Here is a 12,997-nt window from a genome sequence, read left to right on the forward strand (position 1 = left end):
ATTTTAATGTTTAAACATTTAGTCTTACAAAAATAATATTCTTTCTAGAATAACAAGTATCTTTTAAATATATTAACAATTAAAAGACAATTCATTAATGTCCTGACGGTATGGCTTCTACTCGTTTTATATCAGCACCTAAAGCTTTCAAACGCTCTTCAATATCTTGGTAACCGCGCTCAATCTGCTCAATATTAAAAATTGTAGATTTTCCTTGCGCTGACAAAGCAGCTATTAATAAGGATACACCTGCTCTAATATCAGGAGAAGACATCTGAATACCACGCAATTGCGTTTGTTTATTTAGTCCTATCACTGTAGCACGGTGTGGATCACAAAGAATAATCTGAGCCCCCATATCTATCAACTTATCTACAAAGAACAAACGACTTTCGAACATTTTTTGATGTATCAATACATTACCTTTAGCTTGAATCGCCGTCACCAATACAATACTCAATAAGTCAGGGGTAAATCCTGGCCACGGCGAATCCGAAATCGTCAAGATTGAACCATCAATGAACGTATCTATTTCATATGAATCTTGGGCAGGTATAAATATATCATCACCTCTCAACTCCATCTTTATTCCCAATCGTGAGAACACTGAAGGGATAATCCCTAGCTCTTGATAATGTACATCCTTGATAGTAATCTCTGATCCTGTCATCGCTGCTAAACCAATGAAAGAACCTATTTCAATCATATCTGGTAACATACGATGCGCTGTTCCGCCCAATTTTTCTACACCTTCGATTGTCAAAAGATTAGAACCGATTCCAGAGATATTAGCCCCCATACGGTTCAACATTTTGCACAATTGTTGTAAATATGGCTCACAAGCGGCGTTATAAATTGTCGTTGTACCCTTTGCTAATACTGCAGCCATTACAATATTCGCTGTCCCCGTTACGGAGGCTTCATCCATCAAGATATAAGCACCTTGCAATTCGGTTGCATCCACATTGAAGAAATGATTTTCGGCATCATATACAAACTTAGCACCTAACTTTTCAAAACCTAAAAAGTGAGTATCTAATCTTCTACGGCCAATTTTATCCCCTCCAGGTTTAGGGATAGCAGCTTTACCAAATCGTGCTAATAAAGGGCCTACGATCATAATAGAGCCACGTAAACTACCGCCTTTTTCTTTAAATTCTTCGGATGTAAAGTAGTCAATATTTACATCTTTAGCTTCAAATTCGTATGTATCTTTATTTAATTGATTAACCTTAACTCCTAAGGAACGCAATAAGTCGATTAGTTTGTTAACGTCCTTAATATTAGGAACATTACTAATCGTCATTTTTTCTTCTGTTAATAATACGGCTGATAAAATTTGAAGAGCCTCATTCTTTGCTCCCTGAGGAATGATTTCTCCTTTTAATGGTTTTCCACCTTGAATTTCAAATGCGTTCATAGTCTGTATTTGTAGTAAAATACGAATATTTCTTAAATAAGAAAAGTAACCAATACATTGAGATTAGTTACTTATCAAAGAACGAAATATGTCGTTACTTTTATTTCTTGTAATTATTATTTTGATAAGGGCGCTTATTAGTAGTATTAGAGCTACTTGATGAATTGGTATTATTCATGCGTCTCTTACCATTATTATCCCTATTGTTATTATCTCTATTGTTATCCCTATTGTTGTTATTATTGCTATAACTACCACCGCTATGTGTTCTTTTATTATTATAACCCGTAGATTGTTGTCTATGATTATTATTGTTTGAGTTATTAGCAGGAGTATTTGTTCCCTTCGCACGATTTCCTGGAGGCGGTGTACGGAAATCCGACTTCGTTAATACCGTATCTTCCGCTAAACGCAAAACTCCACCCGATAAATCAGATAAGTCTTGAATAATATGTTGATCCGTAACTGAATCTTTGTTCCACGTAGAATATGCCATTTTCATAAAATTAGCAATACTTGTTGCCATTTTAAGCTTCGTTTCATCTGTTGAAGCAGCCATTGCCTTAGCGATCATTTTCTCTACAATATGACCATAATGCTTAAAGCGGATTCTATTTTGAGGATAAGCGATAGGCTGAGGCTTATGTCTGATCTCGTCTCTATTTGGTATTGGATAAGGCGAGTCAACATCGATTTTAAAATCGGAAATAATATATAAGTGATCCCAAAGCTTATGCTTAAAATCAGAGACATCTCTTAAATGCGGGTTTAATACCCCCATCATATCTATAACTACCTGAGCTAATCTATTACGTTCTTCCTTGGAAGGCACTGTACAAATATAGTCTACCATATTTTGTACATTCCTACCATATTCCGCCAAGATTAGGTTAGGACGCGTACTGTTATAATCAAAATTCATATTGTGATATTAAACGTTTTTAATAATAACGTTATTTATTGTTTTCTATTTTATAGTTGCTAAATAACTATTCTAAGTTTTGCAAATTTAAGCAACAATTGTTTCTGTCCCAACTCTTTGAAGAAAATAGTTGCTTTAATATCTGGCTTATTCCCTTCAAGATTAATGACCTTACCAAAACCAAAGCGTTCATGCTCTACATCCATACCTACTTGTAATCCACTTGTATCCGAAGGAGCAAATCCTTCTGTAGGTACATGGGCCTTCGGTAATATAGAAGTCGTCTTTATGACTTTGGGCTTAGGCTTACTAAAAGTATCCTTATCCTTTTGTTGCCACGCTATTTTATCAGACTTAAACCCTTCATCAAAATTAGATGGCATCCGTGGTTTGAAATCAAGGTTCAAACAAGCAGGGTTTAATTCATCTAAGAAACGACTCGGTTCGCAATTATTTAATGAACCCCAACGATATCTGGACGTGGCATAAGAAAGGTGCAATTTCGTTTCTGCACGTGTTACCGCAACATAAAACAAACGTCTTTCTTCCTCTAGCTCAGAACGCGAATTTACGGATAATTGGGAAGGGAATAAATTCTCTTCCAATCCAACAATAAATACATTTTTAAATTCCAATCCTTTAGAAGAATGAATTGTCATTAAAGAAACTGTATCTGCATTAGGATTTTTATCGTTATCATCATTTGTCAATAATGCTACGTCTTGCAAAAATATGTCCAAACTTTTTTCTTCAAGATCTTCGCGCTCAGAAAATTCCTTAATACCATTCAGTAATTCTTGAATATTCTCATATCGAGCGAGGCCTTCTACAGATTTGTCTTCATACAAATCTTTAAGAATACCCGAATGCTGTGCAATATGCATCGCTGTATCAAAGGCATTACCACTATTACCGATGGCCTGAAAACTTTTAATCATCGTTGCAAAATTCACAACCGATGTGGCACTTCTACCATCCAAGAACATCTGCGCATTACCAACGACATCCCAAAGACGATATTTATGTTGATCTGCAGCAACAATAATCCTATCTAAAGTGGTATCACCAATCCCTCTACGCGGGTAATTGATCACTCGCTTCAAAGCTTCCTCGTCATTTGGATTATAAGTAAGCCTAAAATACGAAATTAAATCCTTAATTTCCTTACGCTGGTAAAAAGAAGTTCCTCCGTATATCTTATAAGGTACGTTTAATTTACGTAAAGACTCCTCCATAGCACGTGACTGTGCATTGGTACGGTACAAAATAGCAAAGTCTTTATACAAGCCACCACTCAACGCTTGCTCTTGCACAATTGCTTCGGCAACAATCTTCCCTTCTTCATTATCAGAATATGCTCTTGCTACTTTTATCTTTTCCCCTTCTTCATTATCTGAGAACACATTCTTCTCTAGCTGATTCTTGTTATTTGCTATAATGCTATTCGCGGCATTAACAATCATCTTCGTAGAGCGGTAATTTTGCTCTAATTTGAAGACTTTAACATCAGGATAATCTTTCTGAAAATTTAATATATTCTGAATATTAGCCCCCCGAAAAGCATATATACTTTGGGCATCATCACCAACGACACATATATTTTCATTTACCGCAGCTAATCGCTTAACAATCAGATACTGTGAAAAGTTAGTATCTTGATACTCATCCACCATCAAATACCTAAATTGATGCTGATACTTGTGTAATACTTCAGGGTGCTTATTTAACAAAACATTAGTCTTGAAAAGCAAATCATCAAAATCCATTGCGCCAGCACGATAACAACGCTGGGCATAAGTCATATAAATCTCCCCGAGCTGAGGGCGCCCATTTTCACGGTCTTCCGCTAATAGGGCTTCATTTTTATTGTACTCCTGCGGAGAAATCAAATTATTCTTTGCAGAAGATATCCTACCATATACTTGATTGACATTATACAATTTATCGTCCAAATTCATCTCTTTGAGAATAGCACGCAATAAACTTTTTGTATCGTCAGTATCGTAGATAGTAAAATTCTTAGGATAACCAATCAGCTCCGCTTCTACACGCAATATACGTGCAAAAATAGAGTGAAAAGTACCCATCCATATATTTTTCGCTTCCGAGCCTACCACTTTTGTGATACGCTCTCTCATTTCTTTTGCTGCCTTGTTTGTAAACGTCAGTACTAAAACATTAAAAGGATCTATACCTTTTCGTATCAAATGGGCTACTCTATAAGTAATAACACGTGTTTTTCCTGAACCTGCACCTGCCACAATCATCACCGGCCCTTCGGTTTGTTCTACCGCTGCTCGTTGTGTAGGATTTAATCCTGCTAAATAATCCAAAGTATGTCGAATTTTTATCCGTTAGAAAATAGGTTGTAAAGCTACACAATTTGTAGCAATAAGCGTTAATTTACTATCATTTATTAACATAAATATATACCTTTAGAAAGACTACAATTACAGACAAATGAAAAACCTATTTATAGTATTTACCTTACTACTCGTATCGTCTAGTTATGCACAGCAAAAAACGAATAAGCTACCCCAAGGATTCGTCTATATAACAGATTACATCCCTAATATACAGACCGATATCCGATATTACGGGAGTGACAATTTTATTGGCAAACCAGTGAAAGGCTATACCAAAGAGGTGGCTATTTTTACAAAGTCTGCTACTGAAGCATTAGCAAAGGTAGAAAAAGAGTTAAATAGCAAAAATTTAGGCCTCAAAATATTTGACGCCTACCGTCCGCAGCGTGCCGTAAATCATTTCAAACAATGGGCCACGGCCATAAATGACACCTTGACAAAGGCCAAGTACTACCCATCCGTAGACAAAAGAAACCTCTTTAAAGATGGTTATATCGCTAGCAAATCTGGTCATAGCAGAGGAAGCACGATAGATCTAACAATAATAGATCTTAAAACAAAAAAAGAGCTTGATATGGGCACTATTTTTGACTTTTTAGGGCCCCAATCAGCACATGATTATACAGGAGTAAATACTACGCAGAGAAAAAATAGAGCGCTTTTAAAATCAGTAATGGTAAAATATGGCTTCAAACCGTATGCTAAAGAATGGTGGCACTATACCTATAAAAATGAACCCTACAAAGAAACATACTTTGATTTCATAATACAATAGTACCAATTCTAATGTACGTCTCTACCCCACTTTATTAGGCACATAGCCAAAATGTTTTTTAAATGCTGCAGAAAAATGATTAGCGTGTTTATAGCCGATTACACGAGCTACTTCATTGATATTATTTTTCTGCATTAATAATTTACGGGCACGTTCCATCTTCACTTGTTTGATATACCCATAAATCGTGGAGCCAAAAACCAATTTAAAATTTTGCTTCAAATAACAGGCATTTGTCCCTAACAATCGAGCCAACTCTACAATTGTAGGCGGAAACAACAGATTGGCGAGTATGATATCTTTAGCCTCCATCATTCTTTGTCTTTCTATTTTAGAAACTACAGTCGTTGTAGTTAATGCTATTTTATTCTCCATTTGAATTTGTAGCAAGGCAAAAAATTCAAGCAGCTTACCTTTTATATACAAGTTTTTTGCCACTTCGGAATACCGACAATATATCATATCATACAATATAGATTTCATCTTTGGATCCAATACCGTTGGAAAATCATAGAGTAAAGAAGAATTTAACCTGTCCCTAGAAATATTCAACTTTTGATATAAAAAATGCTTCTCAGATAAGAGATCTAATAAATAATCCACAGAAAAACTCATTTCAAAAACAGTACTTGGTTTGTTTTTATCAAGATGTAGGTGCATAAAAGACCCCTTCTTCCGGATAAAAGCCATTTGTTGTAATGAAAAAATAGGGATTAGCTGTATCAAACTTTCATCATCAATAATACCATAAGAACGATTATTTTCTAATACAAATACAAAATATACATAATCACTTTTAGCTTCGATTTCAATACATACTATTTCATGCGGTATGATTGTACCATGCATCAAGTACATCCCCGCCCCAACAATTACCTCATAGACATCTAGTTTATTCCCTATATCGGTTAGGTAGCTAGTATAGTATTCATTCAAAAAGCTCTTTTTCACCTCATTAATATCAAAACTCAGTGCAACCATATTACGTGATGTGTTAATATTCAATGGTATATTTTCAATTTTTCCTATTTGCGTATTTAATATTCCCCTTTTCATTATCTATAAACGATATTTTTATAATCTTAATTAGACTAATTAAATTTAAAGTTAACAAAGTTATTGAAATAAAACACAAATTCATGAAAAAACTAAGAAACAAAGGTCAATTATATAAGTATACGGCCATTTGTATATTTAGCAGTATAACGATTACTGCAATAGCGCAAGAAAAAGAACGAGATACTACAAACTTAGCACAAGTAAGAGTGGTAGCTGAAGATCCAAAACGTGTTTTTAAAAATGTCCCCGGCACAGTAAATATCATCTCGAACAAAGAGATAAAAGAAATAGCACCCATAAGTGCAGGTGATTTATTACGTAAAGTGCCAGGCATCTATATTAATGATGAAGAAGCGGCAGGCTTACGATTAAATATCGGTATACATGGTCTAAATCCACAACGGTCTACCAAAGTATTAGTACTGGAAGATGGTATCCCAGTCACATTGAACCCATATGGAGAGCCACAGATGTATTTCAGCCCTACTATCGACCGTATGACAGGTGTTGAAGTATTAAAGAGTAGCGGCCAACTTCTTTTTGGACCACAAACAGTAGGTGGTGTAGTAAACTTTATCACAGCCAACCCTCCTACAGAGTTAACGAATAGGGTAAAAATAAACGGTGGAAAAGGAGGTTTCTTTACTGCTTACGGAAGCCATGGCAATACAATAGGAGATGCAGGATATACCATCAACTACCTACATAAACGCGCAGACAATCTAGGCCCGCTTAATTTTGTGGTGAACGAAGCTACCGCAAAGTTTAATTATAAAGTAAGTGAGAAATCGCAGTTAGGCTTTAAATTTGGATTTTATAATGAAGAATCCAACGCTACCTACATAGGTCTTACACAAACCATGTATGATGCAGGCAATTGGGATCAGGTAAATATCGCACCAAATGACCTAATGCTACTTGATAAATACAGCGCTTCCTTAGTTCATAATTATAAAATTAATGCCAATATTGATTTGCAAACCAATGCATTTGCTTATTATATCCGTCGAAATTGGAGAAGACAGAATTTTGACCGCGTGAATAACCCTGATCGTACTTATGAACGAATCATAGGAGATGGAGCAGATCAAAATTCTATATTTTTTAGAGAGGATGCATTATGGCGTAATAGACAATACGTAGTCAAAGGTATTGAGCCTCGCTTCAACATTAGACACCAATTATTTAATATTGATAACACCCTAAAAACAGGCGTTCGTGCCATGTGGGAAACCGCGTACGAACAAGCAGTGACGTCCAGATATGATGGCTTCAATGGGCCTAGTAACAATAATGAAAAACGATCGGGTTTTGCCTTAAGTATGTACGCTGTAAATGATTTTCAAATAACAAAAAAACTATCTGCTAATGTAGGTTTTAGAATAGAAAATTATGATATGAAAAGACTAATATACAAAACAACAGACAACCCACTTGACGTCACCAATGAGAGATCAGTGTTTGCATTTATCCCTGGCGCTGGCGTCAACTACACGATAAATAATGAAATCGTATTATTTGCAGGAGTACATAAAGGATTTGCTCCTCCAGTACTACGTAATGCGATCAATGTGGCAGGATCTGTTGATTTCATCAATAAAGAAGAAAGTGTCAACTATGACCTTGGGGCAAGAATTGCTCTTGGCGACTACCTTAATATTGCTCCATCTATATTTTACTTAGATTTTCAAAATCAACAAATCCCAGTTACACTAGCTACTGCAGGAAGTGGATTTGCTGATGGAGGAAAAAGTAAACATAAAGGGGCAGAAATAAGTATAGATTACGATATAGCACGCGCTATGGGTTCTTTTAATTCCTTGGTAATAGGTGGTACATTTACCTATACTGATGCGCAATTTGGGGACAATGGGGTGACCGAAAATCGTGCTGGTGAACCAATTAACAGTGTATTGAACAACCAACTCCCCTATTCTCCTAAAGTGATGATAAACAATTACGTGAGCCTAAATCTACATAATGGACTGGGCGTCAGGGTATCGGGAAATTATATTGGTAAACAATTTACGGAACGTGATAATATCATTATTCCATCCTCAAATGGTACAACAGGACAATTAGATGCACGCTATCTATTGGATGGTAATCTATATTATACCCTAAAAAAGAAATATACCTTCAATATAGCGGGTAAAAATCTAACCAATAGCCGTGCTATAGTGACACGTCATGCTCAAGGCATCCGTGTTGCCCTAGATAGATTCATAACGGCTGGTGTAGATATAACATTTTAAAAAACAACCCATTTAACAATTAATCGTATAGCGAGAGTTTACAAAAAACAATCGTTGTACGATTACCTATTATATGTCAAGTGTGGCTACTAAAAACATAAAATTAACGTATACTATTTCTCAACTATATAGCAAGCAGCATATAATCTCAAGGCAAGCTATATATTAAAGGTAAATAGGTAGGACAATAATCACACGAATAGCTTAGCTGCTAGACATGGAAACAGTTATTCAGCTGTAAGTAATTCTAAGCGATGTTTGCGCCCCCATTCTACTAAGCTATCGATGATATCAGCTGCACCCCTACCGTACATTGTAATGGAATATTGTACCGTCTTAGGTTTAGTATTCATTTCTTCTCTATGAATCAACTTATTCTCTTCTAAACTTTTCAATTCCTTAGAAAGCATTTTGGCAGATATCCCTACAATATTGCGCTCCATTTCTTTGAAAGAGTTAGACTCACCATCTCTAGTAATAAGGTAATGTAATATTAATAATTTCCACTTTCCACCCAACACTTCCAACGTATCACGCATAGCTAAAAGATTTCCTGTACAAGCGGGTGGATCATTTTTTAATGTTTGCATAGTTGTAGATAACATCAAGGTTACTAGTTACCAAAGGTTAACTCATGGTAAATATATTAAAAAATGACCATAATTTTGATTAACAATTAATAAAGATAAGTAATCATGAAAGATACAGTTTTGATCACAGGTGCTACGAGTTTTATAGCACAGCATATCGTTAAGCTCTTAAATAACGATTACACCCTAAAATTTTTAACACGCAACCCGAAAGATGCCAATCACTACGCTTGGGATATTGCATCAAATACGATAGATGAAAAAGCATTAGATGATGTTCAACATATAATACATTTAGCTGGCGCCAAATTAAATGATGGAACACCCTTAACCGCAGCAAGGAAACAAATTGTTAGAGCGTCTAGAATTGATGGAGCAACGTTAATATTAAACAATTTGAAGCGCAAAAATCAGTCTATTAAAACATTTATTTCTGCTTCAGCATTAGGATATTATGCATTTGATGATAAGACATTAGAAATTACCGAAGATGGGAACAAAGGATATGGATTTGCGGCACAATTAAGTGATGACTGGGAAAAAGCAGCTGATTTATTCCAATCAGAAGCTATCGCCGAGCGTGTTGTTAAACTCCGAGTGAGCTTGGTTCTTGGCAATGAAGGAGGCATCTATAAAGATTTCAAACAGCAGCTACATCATCATCCGAGCAAATTTAAAATTGCCAGCGGGACTACATACTTCCCTTGGGTACATGTAGAGGATATGGCAGCTATGTTTGTATTTGCCATTCACAACAGAAATATGGCAGGTGTGTATAATACAACAGCACCATTTCCAACTTACCAAGAGACGATGTTTAACAAAATGTACGCTCTATATAGTGATGACATGAAGGAATTCAACAAGAGCAGTATAGAATTTAATGGACAATATCTATCCTCAAAAAAAATCCAAAATGTTGGCTTCACCTTCAAATATCAAACTATTGAGAGTGCTTTACTAAATTTAAAATAACAATGAAAACACGAAATATTGAAAGAATAATTGCACCTGCAAACTACAATTGGGTGGGTGACGCATTTTACACTACATCTTTTGTAGGCCAATCAACGGGCATAACACGTCGCCGCATGGACCCCTTCATCGGTATAGGTTATAACTCACCAATAAACTTTCCACCTAGAGCAGTACCACGCGGTGTAGGGGCTCATCCGCACAAAGGTTTTGAAACTGTAACCTTAGCCTATCAAGGAAAAATCGCTCATCATGATAGCAAAGGAAATTATGGCATTATTAGCGAAGGTGATGCGCAATGGATGACAGCAGGGGCTGGAATACTACATAGCGAATACCATGAAAAGGAATGGAGCCAACAAGGAGGAATATTCCAAATGGTACAACTGTGGGTTAATCTACCTGCAAAAGACAAATTAACAACTGCACATTATCAAGACATGATACATGACAGTATACCAAAAGTAATATTAGACAATAATAGCGGTGTTGTAGATGTGATTGCAGGTAACTTTAACGGTCAAAATGGTAAAGCAAAAACTTATACACCCATCCATGTATACAATATAAGATTAAATAAAGATGGACTGGTTTCATTGGACCTACCAAATAATTACAACACTGCATTCATCACAATACAGGGTTCGGTAAGTGTAAATGGAAACCAAGTTGTGCCTACAGACAACTTTGCTATGCTTGAAAATAACAAAGGAACAGTCTTTGCTATTAAAGCGTTAGAAGAGCACACTATTATATTACTATTAAGTGGAAAACCACTAGATGAACCATTAGTAATGCACGGTCCTTTTGTTATGAATACAGAAGAGCAAATAAAAGAAGCATTTACCGAATTCAAAGAAGGTAAATTTGGCATTATATAGCAATAAAAAAACGTAGTAATTTAATTACTACGTTTTTTATATATTATTAATATTGTTGATTAAAAAGGTGCATCATCAGGCATATCATTCATGCGTGAAGGCATCGTGATACCACCACCAGCCGAGAAGCTGTCGAAAGATCCCGAAGGCATCATTGCAGAAGGAGCGCCGAAAGGAGAATCACCAGCGCTAGCGCTAAATGAATCATTACCCATTCCTGAAAAATCCTCTTCCAAATCTACGAATTTAACATACTTACCTACGAATTTAAGAGGTACAATTCCAGTTTCACCATTACGGTGCTTAGCGATGATAACCTCCCCCACACCGGCAGTAGACCTACCTTCTTCATCCTCTGTCAATCCATAATATTCAGGACGGTACAAAAACAGCACCATATCCGCATCCTGCTCAATAGATCCAGACTCACGTAAATCGGATAGCATAGGACGTTTACTATTGCCGGGACGAGATTCTACGGCACGACTCAATTGAGAAAGTGCTAAAACAGGAATATTTAATTCTTTAGCAACAGATTTTAGTGCACGAGAGATACTACCTATCTCTTGTTCACGGTTACCACCACCCTTACCTTCAGCTTTACCATGCATCAACTGTAAGTAATCGACGATCACCATTTGTATATCATGTTGTGCCTTTAGACGACGACATTTAGCCCTAAATTCGAAAACATTAAGTGCAGGCGTATCATCTATAATAAGTGGCGCAGCAGTCAAGCGACCAATTCTAGAGTGCAATTGTTGCCACTCATGATCCGCGAGATTACCTTTTTTCAATTTTTCTTGTTCAATTTCTGTTTCTCCAGCGATCAGACGATTCACCAACTGAACAGAAGACATCTCTAATGAGAATACAGCGACAGGCTTATCGTGATCTACCGCAGCATTACGTGCTACCGACAAAACGAAAGCTGTCTTTCCCATCGCCGGACGTGCCGCAATAATTACTAAATCTGATGGTTGCCAGCCTGATGTCATTCTATCGAGTGCTGTCAACCCCGAAGGAACCCCCGTAAGGCCATCTGTTTTATCACGAAGTAGCTCTAAATTATTGATAGCTTCACGCATGATATCGTCCATCTTACGTGAATCACGACGTAAGTTATTTTGGGCTATATCAAATAAACTTTTTTCGGCATGATCTAAAAGGTCGAAAATATCACTTGTTTCATCATAAGATGAATTAATAATTTCAGTAGACACCTTGATAAGCTCTCTTTGAATATATTTTTGGGATATTATACGGGCGTGATATTCTATATTAGCAGCAGATACAACACGATCCGTCAACTGTGTAATATAGTATGCACCGCCTACCATTTCTAATGCCCCCAATTGACGCAACTCAGCCGTTACGGTCAAAATATCGATTGGTGATGTTTTTTGAAATAAACTAAAAATAGCCTCGAATATTTTCTGATGTGATTCCTTGTAAAAAGATTCAGGTTTTAAAATATCGATAACTTCAGTTAATGCATTTTTCTCTAACATCAATGCACCGAGAACAGCTTCTTCTAAATCAACAGCCTGTGGCGGTAATTTCCCCAAGCCACTCACTAAGTTATTTAAACTTGTACGTTTCTTGTTAAAATTGCCACGCCCAACGTTTGTTGATTGCCCTGAAAAATCTTGTTCCATATTGTTTTAATTATTGTTTTATTTCTAAACTAAGGAAATAGCTTAAATGACTTATTTCGATGAATATACAAAAGTAAAAAATAATACTATGTTTTA

General features: G+C 36.1%; 10 protein-coding genes. 4 read left to right on the forward strand and 6 right to left on the reverse strand.

The window, feature by feature from the left end; translation table 11 throughout:
* Positions 1 to 94 precede the first annotated feature (94 nt).
* The 3 genes from murA to IP023_RS01590 all read right to left on the reverse strand — a co-directional run bounded on the left by murA (position 95) and on the right by IP023_RS01590 (position 4,675).
* Complete coding sequence (gene murA / locus IP023_RS01580) at positions 95 to 1,420, reverse strand: UDP-N-acetylglucosamine 1-carboxyvinyltransferase (RefSeq protein WP_241788492.1); 1,326 nt, start codon at positions 1,418 to 1,420, stop codon at positions 95 to 97.
* Positions 1,421 to 1,520: 100 nt separating this feature from the next.
* Positions 1,521 to 2,342 (reverse strand): DUF4290 domain-containing protein, encoded by an 822-nt coding sequence (locus IP023_RS01585; RefSeq protein ID WP_241788493.1) that lies wholly within the window; start codon positions 2,340 to 2,342, stop codon positions 1,521 to 1,523.
* 59 nt (positions 2,343 to 2,401) lie between these two features.
* Positions 2,402 to 4,675, reverse strand: a complete 2,274-nt coding sequence (locus IP023_RS01590; RefSeq protein ID WP_241788494.1) for an ATP-dependent helicase — start codon at positions 4,673 to 4,675, stop codon at positions 2,402 to 2,404.
* Positions 4,676 to 4,802: 127 nt separating this feature from the next.
* Here IP023_RS01590 and IP023_RS01595 point away from each other — a divergent pair, with 127 nt between their 5' ends.
* On the forward strand, positions 4,803 to 5,483 hold the full coding sequence (locus IP023_RS01595) for a M15 family metallopeptidase (RefSeq protein WP_241788495.1): 681 nt from the start codon (positions 4,803 to 4,805) through the stop codon (positions 5,481 to 5,483).
* Positions 5,484 to 5,504: 21 nt separating this feature from the next.
* Here the strand turns inward: IP023_RS01595 and IP023_RS01600 are convergent, their stop codons facing one another.
* On the reverse strand, positions 5,505 to 6,539 hold the full coding sequence (locus tag IP023_RS01600) for a helix-turn-helix domain-containing protein (RefSeq protein ID WP_241788496.1): 1,035 nt from the start codon (positions 6,537 to 6,539) through the stop codon (positions 5,505 to 5,507).
* Positions 6,540 to 6,622: 83 nt separating this feature from the next.
* On the opposite strand from IP023_RS01600, the gene IP023_RS01605 reads away from it, so the two are divergent.
* Positions 6,623 to 8,797 (forward strand): TonB-dependent receptor family protein, encoded by a 2,175-nt coding sequence (locus IP023_RS01605; RefSeq protein ID WP_241788497.1) that lies wholly within the window; start codon positions 6,623 to 6,625, stop codon positions 8,795 to 8,797.
* Between the two features lie 227 nt (positions 8,798 to 9,024).
* On the opposite strand, the gene IP023_RS01610 is transcribed toward IP023_RS01605, so the two are convergent.
* Positions 9,025 to 9,387, reverse strand: coding sequence for a winged helix-turn-helix transcriptional regulator (locus IP023_RS01610; RefSeq protein ID WP_241788498.1), 363 nt, complete (start codon positions 9,385 to 9,387; stop codon positions 9,025 to 9,027).
* A 105-nt stretch (positions 9,388 to 9,492) separates the two neighbouring features.
* Between IP023_RS01610 and IP023_RS01615 the strand changes: the two genes are divergently transcribed.
* Positions 9,493 to 10,362, forward strand: coding sequence for an NAD-dependent epimerase/dehydratase family protein (locus IP023_RS01615; RefSeq protein ID WP_241788499.1), 870 nt, complete (start codon positions 9,493 to 9,495; stop codon positions 10,360 to 10,362).
* A gap of 2 nt (positions 10,363 to 10,364) precedes the next feature.
* On the forward strand, positions 10,365 to 11,243 hold the full coding sequence (locus tag IP023_RS01620) for a pirin family protein (RefSeq protein WP_241788500.1): 879 nt from the start codon (positions 10,365 to 10,367) through the stop codon (positions 11,241 to 11,243).
* 59 nt (positions 11,244 to 11,302) lie between these two features.
* Here the strand turns inward: IP023_RS01620 and dnaB are convergent, their stop codons facing one another.
* Complete coding sequence (gene dnaB / locus IP023_RS01625; RefSeq protein WP_241788501.1) at positions 11,303 to 12,901, reverse strand: replicative DNA helicase; 1,599 nt, start codon at positions 12,899 to 12,901, stop codon at positions 11,303 to 11,305.
* Between the last annotated feature and the right edge of the window lie 96 nt (positions 12,902 to 12,997).

The sequence above is a fragment of the Sphingobacterium rhinopitheci genome (assembly GCF_022627575.1).
GTDB classification, from domain to species: Bacteria; Bacteroidota; Bacteroidia; order Sphingobacteriales; family Sphingobacteriaceae; genus Sphingobacterium; species Sphingobacterium rhinopitheci.

What these genes read in the sequence shown, in the direction of transcription:
- dnaB (WP_241788501.1), bottom strand. Translation starts at nt 12,901, where the DNA reads ATGGAACAAGATTTTTCAGGGCAATCAACAAACGTTGGGCGTGGCAAT.
- IP023_RS01605 (WP_241788497.1), top strand. Translation starts at nt 6,623, where the DNA reads ATGAAAAAACTAAGAAACAAAGGTCAATTATATAAGTATACGGCCATT.
- murA (WP_241788492.1), bottom strand. Translation starts at nt 1,420, where the DNA reads ATGAACGCATTTGAAATTCAAGGTGGAAAACCATTAAAAGGAGAAATC.
- IP023_RS01610 (WP_241788498.1), bottom strand. Translation starts at nt 9,387, where the DNA reads ATGCAAACATTAAAAAATGATCCACCCGCTTGTACAGGAAATCTTTTA.
- IP023_RS01620 (WP_241788500.1), top strand. Translation starts at nt 10,365, where the DNA reads ATGAAAACACGAAATATTGAAAGAATAATTGCACCTGCAAACTACAAT.
- IP023_RS01615 (WP_241788499.1), top strand. Translation starts at nt 9,493, where the DNA reads ATGAAAGATACAGTTTTGATCACAGGTGCTACGAGTTTTATAGCACAG.
- IP023_RS01600 (WP_241788496.1), bottom strand. Translation starts at nt 6,539, where the DNA reads ATGAAAAGGGGAATATTAAATACGCAAATAGGAAAAATTGAAAATATA.
- IP023_RS01585 (WP_241788493.1), bottom strand. Translation starts at nt 2,342, where the DNA reads ATGAATTTTGATTATAACAGTACGCGTCCTAACCTAATCTTGGCGGAA.
- IP023_RS01595 (WP_241788495.1), top strand. Translation starts at nt 4,803, where the DNA reads ATGAAAAACCTATTTATAGTATTTACCTTACTACTCGTATCGTCTAGT.